Source organism: Mesorhizobium sp. WSM4836, assembly GCF_055811815.1.
Genome location: NZ_JBVVQF010000012.1, coordinates 53,188 through 67,269, shown reverse-complemented (window position 1 = coordinate 67,269; position 14,082 = coordinate 53,188). Strand labels below are relative to the sequence as shown.

Genomic DNA, 14,082 nt, shown 5'->3' with positions numbered 1-14,082 from the left:
ATGTCTGGAAATTAGCCAAAAGCGGACAAATCTCGATAGTTTCCAGGCCCTCCTGGAAGATTCGATACCGCATCGGGCAAGTCTTTCCACGTCCGGGTACGCCCTGCTGCTTCGACCGCTCCTTTTTTCTTGCGGATTTAGGAATTCGAGCTTTTCGGTTGTTTCCGATCATCCATTTGGGGAAACGACGGATGCCGGCGAGCAAGGTTTTATGGGGCCAGGTTTTCACCGCCTTTCTGATCGTTCTCGTGGCAACATGGGGGGCGACACAGTGGACGGCAGCGCGGCTCGGCTTTCAAAGCCAACTCGGTGCACCTTGGTTCGAACTGGCTGGACAGCCCGTTTATCCGCCGCCAGCCTTTTTCTGGTGGTGGTTTTTCTACGACGCCTACGCGCCGAAGGTCTTCCTCGAGGGCGCGGCGATTGCGGCGAGTGGAAGCTTCATGGCGATCGCCGCAGCGATCGCGATGTCGCTGTGGCGGGCGCGCGAGGCAAAGGACACCACGACCTACGGCTCGGCGCGCTGGGCGACGCGAGACGAAATCAAGGCCGCTGGGATGATCGGTCAAGATGGGGTGGTGCTGGGTATGTTGGACCGACACTACCTGCGTCATGACGGTCCGGAACACGTGCTATGTTTCGCACCGACCCGAAGCGGCAAAGGCGTTGGCTTGGTCGTGCCATCGCTACTGACCTGGCCGGGTTCGGCAATCGTCCACGACATCAAAGGCGAAAACTGGGAACTGACGGCCGGATGGCGGGCCCGTTTCGGCCAGGTGCTTTTGTTCGACCCGACCAATGCTGGATCCGCAGCCTACAATCCTCTGCTGGAGGTGCGACGGGGCGAATGGGAAGTTCGAGATGTGCAGAACGTAGCGGATGTCCTGGTCGACCCAGAAGGCACATTGGAACGCCGCAACCACTGGGAGAAGACCAGCCATGCGCTGCTGGTGGGCGCCATACTGCACGTGCTCTATGCGGAGAAGGACAAGACCCTCGCCGGCGTGGCGAACTTCCTTTCCGATCCAGAGCGGCCAATCGAGGCAACGCTGCGCGCCATGATGCTGACGCGGCATTTGGGTGATGCAGGCCCGCACCCCGTGGTGGCGTCGACTGCACGGGAACTGCTTAACAAGTCCGAGAACGAGCGGTCCGGCGTGCTCTCGACCGCCATGAGTTTTCTGGGCCTCTACCGCGATCCAGTTGTGGCCAAGGTGACGTCATGCTGTGACTGGCGCATCGCAGACCTTGTCGAGGAGGGACGGCCGACGACGCTCTATCTGGTCGTGCCGCCATCGGACATCAGTCGCACAAAGCCGCTGATCCGACTCGTGCTTAACCAGATCGGCCGCAGGCTCGCCGAAGATCTTCACGCGAAGGATCATCGGCAGCGTCTTTTGATGCTGCTGGACGAGTTTCCCGCGCTCGGCAGGCTCGATTTCTTCGAAAGCGCGCTGGCCTTCATGGCCGGCTATGGCATCAAGTCGTTCCTGATCGCACAATCGCTCAATCAGATCGAGAAGGCCTACGGACCGAACAATTCCATCCTCGACAATTGTCATGTGCGGGTGAGCTTCGCCACCAATGACGAGAGGACAGCCAAGCGCGTCTCAGACTCTCTGGGGACCGCGACCGAGTTGCGCGCGATGAAAAACTATGCGGGGCACAGGTTGTCGCCCTGGCTCGGGCATCTGATGGTGTCGCGGCAGGAAACGGCGCGTGCACTGATGACGCCGGGCGAGATCATGCAGCTTCCGCCGACCGATGCGATCATCATGATCTCGGGCCAGTTCCCAATCCGTGCGAAGAAGGCACGTTACTTTGCCGACCCGCGTCTTGCCGAGCGTGTCTTGCCGCCACCAGGGACCGGAGGGACAACGCAAAACGCTCGCTCTGACGACTGGACCGACACGACAATTCTTGCTGGGCCGGAAGGCAAATCTCGCAAGCTGAGGCTTGCCAGGGATCAGCAGGACGAGGATCCGGCCAATGGCGGCATTCGCCGCCAGCCCGAGCTTCCCGAACACGAAGACATCGCGCCGGAACGAACGCCACGCTGCGACGATGAATTCGACCTCGACAGGGACGAGCCCGATGATGACGCCGTTCGTCGCCGCAGTGTCGATCAAGCCATGAGACGCGCAGCCCGTCAGGCCGCCCTTGACCCCAATGATGGCATTGAGCTTTGAGCGCATGAAGAACGCTAAGAAAAGACGTCTGTCTGCCTATCTCGACCCTGACGTAATGAGGGCACTGGCAGATTACGCTGGGCGGCGCGAGGTCTCGCTATCACTGGTCGCGGAGGCTGCGCTCGCGTCGTTCCTGTCGCCGGACGCCGAAGAACGAAAGCAAGCGGCGATAACTCGCCGCCTCGACCAGATCGATCGGCGCGTGCAGCGGGTCGAGCGTGACGTCGGAATTGCCATTGAGACTCTAGCATTGTTCGTCCGGTTTTGGCTCAACTCGACTCCAGCCTTGCCGGAATCGGCGCAAGCGGAGGCGCGCGCCAAGGGCTTGCAGCGCTACGACAATTTCGTCGATGCGCTCGGTCGCCGGCTCAGCAAAGGTCCAAGGCTCAGGCAAGAGATAGCCGACGATGTCCCGGCAGCGCCGCCAGCGGCTGGATGAGCTGCCGGCAAGACAGGCGCTTCAACAGCCCAAACCCGGCACTGATTGCGGAGCTATTCTGCGCAACTGATGCCCATCAGATCGCCTTTCGTTGGAGCGGCGGGCCTCGGCATTCGTCTCCATAGTCGATCTCGGCCGAGCGGTTTGTTTGCCGGATTGGGTACAGATGATCGCGCATGCTTGGTTGAAATCGAGCCTTGCCGCGCGCGGAAACGGTTCTTGCCCGTGCCGTAACCAAAGATTGCAGATGAAAACCACTTTGACTGCCCGGTGCCACAGCATCGCAGTCGAAACCGGACATCGGGCCACAATCGATGCCCAGAGCCTCGTCTTAGGCGTAGTAACTTTGAAACAAATCCTGCCGGCAGGCGTTCCAGCATGGCGGGCGGCGTTGCCGGAGGACCAATGCCCGACGAATACCATGACATCGTCATCCCCCAAGACCACGATGCATCGTCACTTAGGGAGGAGGAGTATTTCGTCGTCTGCCCAGCATGCGGCCAAGCGTTCGACATCAGGTGTATGGCAGAGGCGCTTCATCACAACGAACTCGGCCACGAGCCCTACTTCCTCGACTCGTAGTCGGCGGTTACCGACGAACGTCGAGCCTGGTCGAGACCGAGGGTAAGTTCTCGCTCATCTGATCGGCTTACAACGAATTCGCCGCCGAGGGCGGAGCTTCGCCGCTATGCCGTGACAGATACCTTGCGGGCCTTCGGCTACGACTTGTTTGGCGTTGGGGTCGTTGCCGATCCGGCTGCGGCTGTCACCGACCGGGTTGTTCACCCGGGGCGACGGCGTCTACTCTACCGCAACCATGTCGCCCAGTTCCGCCACGACGCCCCGACGCAGACCTATTGCCGGCATCGGGGGCCGGGACGAACATGTTAGCTCCATAATGGATAAGATCCGGAGCCCATCGCGGTTGAACTCGCCGACCGGCCACCAGGCGCTCATTGGTGAGAAAGGCTGCCGTCGAGCGCGATGCCCGCGTTGCCTTCACACGAATGTGCTGGGCGCCTCCCTCGACAGCGCGCACAGCCGACGCGTCCTGGACGGGCGGGCGGCTGTTGCCGAGAGTGACGATCGCGAATGGGCGAACGGCTGGACGGCAGCTGAAACGGTCGCGATAGCTCAGATCGGACTTGCTTCACCAGTATCGAGGCGTCAGGGCGCACTAGGCTGGACTCGTGCACCTAGCAGTCGAGCTCCCATCCGTTCGTCGCCCGTATCCAGCCGGATAGCGCCGCACCCTTGGCCTGTTCGAAGTGCGCTTGCATCTTCGCGACGCCGACACGGCCGCTGTATCGCCGTGGCTTTAACCCGCTGAAGTCCGGCGGTGCTTTCTCAGCCGAGTGATCGCCGACTTGTCGACCGTGATCACCCCGCCGCAGTCAATCCGCACAGTGAGTTTGTTCGCTCCGCGATCGATGCGGGTGACGTCCCCAACAAGAATCACTTGGTCGCCAGCCCGGACTGTGGGTTGCGGATCAATCGTATAAGGTTGGTCATACGATGGAATGCTCACTCTGGCGCGGCCGCTAGGGAGAATCGTGATGACGGTACCTGCCAGCGCAACCTCATCGCCGACCTCAAATTCGCGAGGCATGTCAACATGCAGCATGGTCTCCCTCCGCGATGATTTCCTAATTAATGCTTTGCTAAATTAATTCCCGGCCACCCAGGTTGGTTGCTTGCAATCCACTTCGTACGGTTCCGCACAATTCAAACCTGGAATGGCGACTGCGTGGCCCTGTGTCAGCGGAACGGCGGGCATCGCGGCCGCGTTTCGGGCCGAGCGGTGTCTTTAATGTGCTTGCTGGAATTAACGCTTGAGGCATCCGAGCACCGTGCAAGCGGACTGGTGCCCCCTTGATGTGAGGATGTCGCGCGCCTACGGAGGGTCAAGTTCGCTTCGATGCTTCGGGATGTTAGAAGGCCAGTGACGCCATCATCGGCAATATCCAAAAGGCTACGACGATGACACAAGTTTAGCCCTTCTTCGCGCCAGGCTTCGAGCTTCTTGGCGAGCGATCCGGAGCTCGGGCAGCGTTGGTTGCCACAAGCCTCGCTGCCGTTCCGTTGACCCGGCAGTGCGCCGAGCGGGCCATGTTCTAATCAATTCAGCCAACGTCGCCGGACGCCATCTACCCCAGACATGGTCGACGTTCGCCTCGATCAACTGCGGATAGAACGCTGCCAGTTCCGAGGCTTCGGCGAGTTCACCCGAAATTTCTGTGAAGACCACGATGCCGTATTGCTCCGTTGCCACAGCACGGCCAAGCCGGGGTAAATCGTCAGGGGGCAGTGGATAGCGACGTCGCCTGCGCTCGGCATACCGGAACCGGGCGGCTTTATATTCCTCGGAGTGTTTGGACGCTTCCCGTCGCCGTTTCCTGTCCTCCGGTTCGGCGCGGTGTGCGGCCCTTTCGATGCTTGGCCAATGCAGCCTCAACTCCTCGTAAGAGCGGAAAGGCACCCTCCAGGCCCGCAGTTCGTCGTCCCAACTCGCCCATGGAACGGCTCGCAGTTCCTCGAGCACCGCCCGCGAAAATGGCGTGCGGATGTGCAGGTCGTCCGCGACTTCCAGATACCGGCTCGACAGGGGATCGAAGGCGAAGGCATCCCGTCCCTTGCTGTCATCATGTGCTGCTCGTAGATCCGCCTCTTGCGCAAGCCACCGCTGGATGCGCCGCGCTGCAGTTTTCCCCGGCACGAACCAGCTTCTGCGCTCGTCACTCCACCTGGCGCGCGGGAATGCCTGTCGAAACCGCTCAACCGCAGCCGATCGTAAGGAAAGCGCGCTTCGGCACCAGAAGCTGTCTGCGGTGCAGCAGGGGCGTCGGATCTTTCCATCAGATTGCGAATGGCAGCATTGCTCCGCACAGAACGCGGTGCACGTCATTGGGGCTCAAACACCAGCACGTATTCCCTACTGTCGAGCTGCAACGGGGAACCAACGAGGCGGGCGGCTCAAATGCTCAACGCTCCAGCATGGGAAACCTTAGTCGCGCCGAGCCGTTTATAGTGCTCCCGGAGAGGTCGATTCATGCCCAGACGACATGCAAAGAACCCAGCCGCCGGACGGCCAACGACGTCTCGTTGGCGTCCTCTGAAAGGCGAGGAGGCGGAAGTGAACCATGTCGTCGAAACGCAAAACATATCGCAAGCCCAGGCGCGGGAGCTTGTGCGGCGCCACGGAAACGATTGGCGTAAAATCGACGAGGCCGCCAAGTCTTATAAGGACGACAGCTAAGCACTCCAAGGCGGGGCAAAGAGAGCTTTGTCACGGCACTCCGCGGAGTTGCAGATCGAGCGGATCGGCCTGAGGTGGCGAATGAACAACATCGCGAGATCAAGCGTAAAGGGCGTCGTCAACTGCGAAAAACTGCATAAGAATTGTTTGCAATCAAAGCGTCACACGACAAGTTCCTATGGGTGCCTCAATCAAGTCGGTTACGGCGCCCCGCGGTCAAGAATTGCTACCGTTGTAAGGACTTCTGACCATGCTAGATAAGAATAGCTGCGCACGGCGAACGTCTTCCTCGCTTTGAGGCGATGCTTCGGCCCGAGCTATCCCCGGGCCTGGTCCACTCCGTTGCGAGCCGTTTTGGCAAACTCTTGCATGGTTGCTTACGCGTCCTGGCCGGCCTTCTGGAACCCGCGCCAAACTCGTCAGTTCTGGACAATGCCAAAGCACGATATCGCAAAGATTCTGACTTCCATCGGCACGCTGACATCCCGGCCGGCGGCTTTTCTTGTGTTTCTCGCCTATGCGGCGCTTTGGGTGATCTTCAACCGCTCGAGCTTAGACCGGCATGGCGTTGCCGCTCTGGCGACCGGGGCTATGACGCTGTTCATCCAGCGCGCTGAGCATCCCGATATTCAGGCTCTGCACGCCAAGATGGACGAACTGCTTCGCTCAGTCTGCGATGCCGAGAACGAGACGGCGAAGATCGAAACGAAAGAACCAGAAGAAATTGAGGCTCAACGAGAGCAAAAACACCAATGAGATTGAGACAAGCCGGGCAGCCACCATATTCCCGGCCGGATGCCGCCATGTCCAGAACTCTGATTATCATTGGTTCGATGACAGTTGCCATAGGCCTATTGTGGCCCTGGTTGTCGCGGGTCGGTTTGGGCAGATTGCCCGGTGACATCATGATCGAACGTGAGAACTTCACGTTTTATGCTCCCATCGGCACCGGGATTCTGATCAGCATCGTGCTCTCGTTTGTTCTGTGGCTACTCGACCGATAGGCGAGGACGCGGGCCCGCATCGCCGGAGGAAAAAACGACGCGGGCCGATCGGAGCTATCCGATCTGGCAGCAAAAATATGAGGGAAAGAGTTTGCTGAGTGGGCAGAACTTTCCCTGAGCGCCGGTGTTCCAGCGCATGAGGAAAAAAGCCCGCCGCACACTTTGATGCGGCGGGGTCGATCAAGTGCTGTTGCACCGGGCGGGGGGCTCGGGGTCGGGCATGCCCGGTGCGCGCGGATCACGCGAACTTTAGGTGGATCAGCTGCAATGCGTCCACCAACCGACGGTTGGAGTTTCATTCCGAGAGCTTTCTCACAGTGCGAAGAGGGCAAGTCGTTTACCGGGAACCCGGCCTTCGCACGGACGTTGCTCAGTCGCCGACCTTCGCAAAGGATGCATGCAATGGCGAAACACATATCTCGCGAGGAAGAGCAACGCGGCACCGAAAAGGTCTTCTTCTTGGGCGCTGCGATCGCTCTTGTCGTTTTTGTGTCTCTGCTGACCATCGCCCTCGTCGGGACGTCCTGATCTGTTTCCACAGCAGGATGGGACCTGCGGGCGCGAGGTCTTGGTGAGCTTAGAGGGCTGCGGCACTCCGTAAGCCGCTCTCTTCCGCCCGTTTCTCGTCTCGATCGCCAATCGAGCAGCAACGCGCTGAATTCAGAAAAATACGTGGGTCACAACCTGCAGCAAAACTGGGCCAATCCGACCAAATCGGCTGCCCCTACGCTAGGGACGAAAAGGCACGAGCGCGCTACAGGCCTAACCTCTCCCGGAGCGCATCAATGCGTTTGGAAGCTTGCGCCTTGCTGAGGCCGTCAGCATAGGCGTCGGGGTCGTCAGCCTGTTCGGCCAGAGTTTTCAAATAGGAGGCTTGTGCGGGAGTCATTGGGTCATCTCCGCTGACCCAATCTTCCGGGTCCTTTTCGACATTTGCCGATGCCTCGATTTTTGGGTTGTGCCGGTCGCCCATGATCAATCTCCCTTGATGATCACCACAATGAGAAATGATCATGATTTGTTCCGTGAGCGACGCCGAGCTTTTCGATCTGCCGCCGGAGCTGCGCTGGCGGGAGTGGATCGGCCGGTCGGGGCGATGATCTGTTGGATTCGATGCGCTCCAGCATGCCGGTTGCGCAGCATGGAGAAGCTGTTCGGGGATATCCGTCGCTGCGCATCAACATCAAACCAGACGAATTCTGCGGATCGAACGGATGCAGCGAGGCCGTGTTCGAGCGGCGCTATTTGCCTCGAGCGCTGCCGCGGAAAAGCTGATCCGTCATCTATTTTTGTAATTAATACAGCCACTTCAACAGTCACAAGGGAATAACGTGAGAGCTGTTGCAATGTGCCACTTCGCTGCCTATTCTGTCTTGCAACAGCTTGGATCTAGACACAGGATAACTGTTGAATTGGTTGATTTTGTTGAATTAAACAACGATCAACGTCGGGAGAAAGTCAATTCCGACCAACGCTTTATTGCGCTCAAAGAGGCCCAAAGGAAGGCGAAGAGCTTTCGGGGATCCCTGGTCTGGCACACCGTGAACGGGGTCGACCACTTAATGCGAAGCTACTACGACGCCGCGGGCGTACGACACCAAAAGACAGAGGGTCGGCGCTCGCCGGAGAGCGAGGCTCTCAAGGCGGATTGGGAAGCAGCTCGCGCGTCCGCCCAAGAAACGCTGTCTGCGCGAGAGGAGCAGATGGAGCGCCAATCTGCTGTCAATCGCGCGCTCCGGCTTGGACGTGTTCCCCTGATCGCCGCAAGAATTATCAGGGCAATCGATACCGCCGGTCTTCTTGGGGGAGGCATTCGTGTCGCAGGCACGAATGCGATCTACGCCTATGAGGCCGCGGCCGGAGTGTTCGTGGATCCCGGAATCACATCGACACAGGATATCGATCTCCTCATGGACTCGCGCCAGTCCCTCAGGATCATGTCTGGCGCCAATGTCGAACATGGGGCGCTCATCAACCTTTTGCGCAAGGTCGATCGGTCTTTCGAGCGTTCATCCGCCCCGTTCCGCGCGGTGAACCGCGACGGATATCTCGTCGATCTGATCAAACCGCTCGCAAACCCGGCGTGGAAACCGAACCGGGAAACGGTCGGGAAGGCCAACGACGAATTGGTGGCCGCCGAGATCGCCGGCCTGGCATGGTTGGAAAATGCCCCTGCTTTCGATGCAATCGCCATCGATGAAAAAGGCGGACCGTTGCGGCTCGTGGTTCCCGATCCGCGTATTTTTGCCGCTCATAAATTGTGGGTTTCAAAACGAGCTGATCGCGAGCCAATCAAGCGCCGTCGCGACCTGGCCCAAGCGCGACTAGTTGCCCGCCTGACGACGCAGTATCTCGAGCATCTCCCCTACGAAGCAAGCGAGCTTCGGGTCCTACCAAGGGCCGTTTTCGACGAGGCTTATCATTTATTCGCGCGACCAGCGTCGCGGCCGTGAATGTGTGAGCTACGAGTTGGCCCGTCGGACGCGCCTGCATCCCTGGTCGGAGATCTCAAGGCAGCGGTACTAGCCGGTGCGCCGCCTGCCGCCCAGCGCTCTCCGGCTGATCCTTTGACGCGATCGCAACGACAACCAAACCGAACACAACCGAAATGGCCAGGGCGACACTTACTGGTAGCTGATGCATATCGGCCTGATAATAGAAAGCATCCCGGCAACGGTCCATGAGCGGTGGCAGCCATTCCCTCATCCTGCCAGACATGCTTAACGAGCCGTTAGTCCTCGTTGCGGACGCCATGCTTGAAGCGTGGGAGCCTCGATGACACTGGTCGGTGGTCTAGGCCAAAGCCATCCGGGTTGGTCGATCCCGAGCAGTAAGTCTGCCTTCTCGTAGATACGGTCGCCTGTTCTGCTGAAGCGGCGATGTACTGTCGTGCACCGGGTTGCTTGACCTGTCGAAATCGTGGCACCGAATTTCGCAAGTCTCTGCACGTCATGCCACGATAGCCGGTTTTACTTGTTGCGGGCTCGATGTTCATGCCCTTTCTAATTATCCCCAGCGCGGCACCAACCAGTCCGCCGCGAGAAAACGGGGACCATCGTGGCCACCAATCATCATGCCGGCAAGGGAGCAGTGTCGCGCGGCGCGCGCATGCTGCGCACCGCTCTCGGCCCGGCCATTGCAGGCTTCCTTGACGATCCGGCCATCATCGAGGTGATGCTCAATCCCGATGGTCGCCTGTGGCTTGATCGGCTCACCGAAGGACTTGTTGCAAGCAACGAAACACTGATCGCGGCCGACGGCGAACGGATCGTCAGGCTGGTCGCGCACCATGTCGGTGCGGAGGTGCATTCGGGCTCGCCGCGCGTTTCGGCAGAACTGCCCGGGACCGGTGAACGGTTCGAAGGCCTCTTGCCGCCTCTCGTCACGGCACCAACATTCGCCATCCGCAAGCCGGCAGTCGCGGTATTTACCCTTCAAGACTATGTCACCGCCGGCGTCATGACCGAAAGCCAGGCCGACGTCCTGCAGCTTGCCGTGGAGACACGGAAGAACGTGCTGGTGGCCGGCGGCACATCGACGGGCAAGACCACGCTGGTCAACGCGCTTTTGGCGGAGGTGGCTAAAACCGCCGAGCGCGTCGTGCTGATCGAGGACACACGCGAGCTGCAGTGCGCCGCGCCCAATCTCGTAGCGCTGCGCACCAAGGACGGTATCGCCTCGCTGTCCGATCTAGTGAAGTCATCATTGCGGCTTCGGCCCGACCGCATCCCGATCGGCGAGGTACGAGGCGCCGAAGCGCTCGATTTGCTGAAGGCCTGGGGCACCGGCCATCCCGGCGGCATCGGCACCATTCACGCCAATTCTGCAATTGGCGCACTGCGGCGACTGGAACAGCTCGTGCAGGAGGCCGTCGTCAGGGTTCCGCGTGCACTCATTGCCGAAACCATAGATCTCATCGCCGTCCTCGTCGGCCGCGGATCCGCGCGCCGGCTCGTCGAAATCGCCATGGTCGACGGGCTCGATCCGGCCACCGGCGACTACCGCACCCTGGAAGCAAATCTCGAGACCACAATGACCGTGAATCACCACTCGCCCTTTGGAGCTTCAGAATGACCCCGATCCGCTTCAATTCATCGGCTATCCGCAAACTTGCCGTGGAGCTGTCGTATGCGGCGACCGCCGCCATCATGACGATGGCGCCCGCCCATGCTGCCGGTTCCTCCATGCCTTGGGAGGAGCCCCTTCAGCAAATTCTCGAATCAATCGAGGGGCCAGTCGCCAAGATCGTGGCGGTGATCATCATCATCGTCACCGGCCTGTCGCTCGCTTTCGGCGACACATCGGGCGGATTTCGCCGGCTGATCCAGATCGTCTTCGGGCTGTCGATCGCTTTCGCGGCAAGTTCGTTCTTCCTGTCCTTTTTCTCCTTCGGCGGCGGAGCGCTGATCTGATGGAGGAGGAGATCCGTGGCTTTTTCGCGCCGGTGCATCGCGCACTCACCGAACCGATCCTGCTCGGCGGCGCGCCGCGTGCGGTCGCGATCGCCAACGGCACGCTGGCCGGCGCGATCGGATTGGGGCTTCGTTTATGGATCGCCGGACTCGTCATCTGGGCGGTCGGGCATTTCGCGGCCGTCTGGGCGGCAAGGCGCGATGCCCAGTTCCTCGACGTGGCCCGCCGGCACCTTCGCTATCCCTCGCATTTCGGATGTTGACGTTTTCGCCATGATGAACCTCGCGGAATACCGAAAGAAGAGTGCCAGCCTCGTCGATTATCTGCCTTGGGCCGCCCTGGTGGCGCCGGGCGTGGTGCTCAACAAGGATGGCAGTTTTCAAAGGACGGCGCGTTTTCGCGGGCCGGATCTGGACTCCGCCACGCCGGCGGAGCTGGTCGGCACGACCGCGCGGCTTAACGGTGCGCTGCGCCGGCTCGGCTCCGGCTGGGCAATTTTTGTCGAAGCGCAGCGCAATCCTGCCAGCGGCTACCCAGACAGCCGGTTCCCTGATTGCGCATCCGCACTTCTCGACATCGAGCGTCGCGAACAGTTCGAAGACTCCGGTGTGCTGTTCGAAAGCAGCTACTTCCTCACCTTCGTGTGGCTGCCTCCGGCCGAGGAAGTGTCGCGCATGGAGAGCTGGCTCTACGAAGGCCGGGAAAAGACCGGCGTCGACCCTTGGGAGCTCCTGAAGAGTTTTGTCGATCGCACCGACCGCGTGCTGAACCTCATCGAAGGCTTCGTTCCCGAAGCTGACTGGCTCGATGATGGAGAGTCGCTGAGTTACCTGCACTCAACCATTTCGACGAAGCGGCATCGCGTTCGCGTGCCAGAAACCCCGATGCATCTCGACGCTCTGCTTGTGGATCAGCCGTTGGCCGGCGGGTTAGAGCCGAGGCTTGGCGATGCGCATCTGCGCACACTCACCATCACCGGACTTCCCACGATGACCTTCCCGGGGATTCTCGACGATCTTAATCGGCTTGCCTTCCCCTACCGCTGGTCGACGCGGGCGATCATGCTGGACAAGACCGACGCGACCAAGTTGGTGACGAAGATACGCCGTCAATGGTTCGCGAAACGGAAATCCGTCGCCGCGATCCTCAAGGAGGTGATGACCAACGAGGCGTCCGTTCTCGTCGACACGGACGCCGCCAACAAGGCGGCCGACGCGGACGCGGCGCTCCAGGAGCTGGGCTCTGACCGGATCGGCGAAGCCTATGTCACCGCTACCGTGTCGGTCTGGGATGCCGATCCGTCGATTGCCGACGAAAAGCTGCGTCTGGCCGAAAAGGTCGTTCAGGGCAGGGACTTCACCTGTATCGCCGAAGGCGTTAACGCTGTCGAAGCTTGGCTGGGCGGTATTCCTGGCCATGTCTATGCCAACATTCGCCAGCCGCCGCTTTCCACGCTCAACCTCGCGCACACGATTCCGCTCTCCGCGGTCTGGGCAGGTCCGATCGACGACGAGCATCTTGGAGCCCCGCCGCTGTTCTTCGCCAGGACGGAGGGCGCCACACCGTTCCGGTTCAGTCTGCATGTTGGAGACGTCGGCCACACCCTCGTCATCGGCCCGACGGGCGCCGGCAAGTCTGTCCTGTTGGCGCTGATTGCGCTTCAGTTCCGGCGTTACGAGAACAGCCAGGTCTTTGCCTTCGATTTCGGTGGCTCAATCCGCGCTGCCATGCTCGCCATGAATGGTGATTGGCACAGTCTCGGAAGCAATGCTGAAAACGGGCAGGGGTCTGACGATCCATTGCCCTTGCTCACCTTGGCCGATCTGTCTGACGACGTTCATACCGTGTCGCTGCAACCGCTTGCCCGCATCCATCATACGCCAGAGCGGGCCTGGGCGGCCGACTGGCTTTTCGACATTCTGCTGCGCGAAGGCGTGGCTATCACGCCGCAGGTCAAGGAGCATCTGTGGTCGGCGCTGACGTCGCTGGCTTCTGCGCCAGTTCAGGAGAGGACACTGACTGGCCTGTCCGTGCTGCTGCAGTCCGCCCCGCTGAAACAGGCGCTTGGTCCCTACTGCATCGGCGGTGCTTTTGGCCGGCTGCTTGATGCCGAGCACGAGCGTCTCGGCGAAGCCTCCATCCAGGCGTTCGAAACCGAGGGCCTGATCGGCACGGGTGCTGCTCCCGCGGTGCTTGCCTATCTGTTCCACCGCATCGAGCAGAGGATGGATGGCCGGCCGACACTGCTGCTCATCGACGAGGGCTGGCTGGCGCTCGACGATGGCGGTTTCGCCGACCAGCTGCGCGAATGGTTGAAGACGCTGAGAAAGAAGAACGCCAGCGTGGTCTTCGCCACGCAGTCGCTTTCCGACATCGACGGATCGCCAATCGCGCCGGCAATTATCGAAAGCTGCCCGACGCGGCTGTTCTTGCCGAATGAGCGCGCCATCGAGCCGCAGATCACCGAGATCTACCGACGCTTTGGTCTGAACGATCGCCAGATCGAGATCATCGCCCGGGCGATACCGAAGCGCGACTATTACTGTCAAAGCCGCCGCGGCAACCGTCTCTTCGAACTGGGACTCGGTCCGATCGCGCTGGCGCTCTGCGCCACATCGTCCAAATCGGACCAGGCCGCGATCGACCGGATAGTCGCCGAGGCCGGACGAGACCATTTCCTCGAGGCTTGGCTAGCGGAGCGCGATCTCTCCTGGGCGGCCGACCTCGTCCCAGGTCTGACCAACGTGATCGACCAATCCACAGAGGACATTTCGTCATGAA

15 protein-coding genes are annotated in these 14,082 nt (G+C 60.5%); 12 read left to right on the top strand and 3 right to left on the bottom strand.

What is annotated here, in order from left to right; genetic code table 11:
• Nucleotides 1-191 precede the first annotated feature (191 nt).
• The 3 genes from AC0L2P_RS15985 to AC0L2P_RS15975 all read left to right on the top strand — a co-directional run bounded on the left by AC0L2P_RS15985 (nt 192) and on the right by AC0L2P_RS15975 (nt 3,210).
• Nucleotides 192-2,189, top strand: coding sequence for a conjugal transfer protein TraG (locus AC0L2P_RS15985; protein ID WP_473502292.1), 1,998 nt, complete (start codon nt 192-194; stop codon nt 2,187-2,189).
• A gap of 4 nt (nt 2,190-2,193) precedes the next feature.
• A complete protein-coding gene (locus AC0L2P_RS15980) occupies nt 2,194-2,628 on the top strand; it encodes a CopG family transcriptional regulator (RefSeq protein ID WP_473502291.1) in 435 nt (144 codons plus the stop codon).
• Nucleotides 2,629-3,033: 405 nt separating this feature from the next.
• Complete coding sequence (locus AC0L2P_RS15975; protein WP_473502290.1) at nt 3,034-3,210, top strand: hypothetical protein; 177 nt, start codon at nt 3,034-3,036, stop codon at nt 3,208-3,210.
• Between the two features lie 736 nt (nt 3,211-3,946).
• On the opposite strand, the gene AC0L2P_RS15970 is transcribed toward AC0L2P_RS15975, so the two are convergent.
• Both AC0L2P_RS15970 and AC0L2P_RS15965 read right to left on the bottom strand, forming a co-directional pair.
• The gene (locus AC0L2P_RS15970) at nt 3,947-4,252 is read right to left on the bottom strand and encodes a hypothetical protein (protein WP_473502289.1); all 306 of its coding nucleotides are present in this window, start codon (nt 4,250-4,252) and stop codon (nt 3,947-3,949) included.
• 348 nt (nt 4,253-4,600) lie between these two features.
• Complete coding sequence (locus AC0L2P_RS15965) at nt 4,601-5,344, bottom strand: hypothetical protein (protein WP_473502288.1); 744 nt, start codon at nt 5,342-5,344, stop codon at nt 4,601-4,603.
• Nucleotides 5,345-5,761: 417 nt separating this feature from the next.
• On the opposite strand from AC0L2P_RS15965, the gene AC0L2P_RS15960 reads away from it, so the two are divergent.
• From AC0L2P_RS15960 to AC0L2P_RS15945, 4 genes are all read left to right on the top strand, one after another.
• Nucleotides 5,762-5,884 (top strand): hypothetical protein, encoded by a 123-nt coding sequence (locus AC0L2P_RS15960; protein WP_473502287.1) that lies wholly within the window; start codon nt 5,762-5,764, stop codon nt 5,882-5,884.
• 369 nt (nt 5,885-6,253) lie between these two features.
• Nucleotides 6,254-6,640, top strand: coding sequence for a low affinity iron permease family protein (locus AC0L2P_RS15955; RefSeq protein WP_473502286.1), 387 nt, complete (start codon nt 6,254-6,256; stop codon nt 6,638-6,640).
• A 47-nt stretch (nt 6,641-6,687) separates the two neighbouring features.
• The gene (locus AC0L2P_RS15950) at nt 6,688-6,888 is read left to right on the top strand and encodes a DUF2905 domain-containing protein (RefSeq protein ID WP_473502285.1); all 201 of its coding nucleotides are present in this window, start codon (nt 6,688-6,690) and stop codon (nt 6,886-6,888) included.
• A gap of 402 nt (nt 6,889-7,290) precedes the next feature.
• Nucleotides 7,291-7,416 (top strand): hypothetical protein, encoded by a 126-nt coding sequence (locus AC0L2P_RS15945; protein ID WP_473502284.1) that lies wholly within the window; start codon nt 7,291-7,293, stop codon nt 7,414-7,416.
• Between the two features lie 226 nt (nt 7,417-7,642).
• Here AC0L2P_RS15945 and AC0L2P_RS15940 read toward each other — a convergent pair whose 3' ends face one another.
• On the bottom strand, nt 7,643-7,903 hold the full coding sequence (locus tag AC0L2P_RS15940) for a DUF3072 domain-containing protein (protein ID WP_473502283.1): 261 nt from the start codon (nt 7,901-7,903) through the stop codon (nt 7,643-7,645).
• 397 nt (nt 7,904-8,300) lie between these two features.
• Here AC0L2P_RS15940 and AC0L2P_RS15935 point away from each other — a divergent pair, with 397 nt between their 5' ends.
• From AC0L2P_RS15935 to trbE, 5 genes are all read left to right on the top strand, one after another.
• Nucleotides 8,301-9,341, top strand: coding sequence for a GSU2403 family nucleotidyltransferase fold protein (locus AC0L2P_RS15935; RefSeq protein ID WP_473502282.1), 1,041 nt, complete (start codon nt 8,301-8,303; stop codon nt 9,339-9,341).
• A gap of 655 nt (nt 9,342-9,996) precedes the next feature.
• On the top strand, nt 9,997-10,962 hold the full coding sequence (gene trbB / locus AC0L2P_RS15930) for a P-type conjugative transfer ATPase TrbB (protein WP_473502390.1): 966 nt from the start codon (nt 9,997-9,999) through the stop codon (nt 10,960-10,962).
• Between the two features lie 74 nt (nt 10,963-11,036).
• On the top strand, nt 11,037-11,300 hold the full coding sequence (locus AC0L2P_RS15925) for a TrbC/VirB2 family type IV secretion system protein (RefSeq protein WP_473502389.1): 264 nt from the start codon (nt 11,037-11,039) through the stop codon (nt 11,298-11,300).
• On the top strand, nt 11,300-11,563 hold the full coding sequence (locus AC0L2P_RS15920) for a VirB3 family type IV secretion system protein (RefSeq protein ID WP_473502281.1): 264 nt from the start codon (nt 11,300-11,302) through the stop codon (nt 11,561-11,563). The genes AC0L2P_RS15925 and AC0L2P_RS15920 overlap by 1 nt, the downstream gene beginning before the upstream one ends.
• A gap of 10 nt (nt 11,564-11,573) precedes the next feature.
• Entirely contained in the window at nt 11,574-14,081 is a 2,508-nt protein-coding gene (trbE, locus tag AC0L2P_RS15915; RefSeq protein ID WP_473502280.1) for a conjugal transfer protein TrbE, read from the top strand.
• Nucleotide 14,082: the final 1 nt, after the last annotated feature.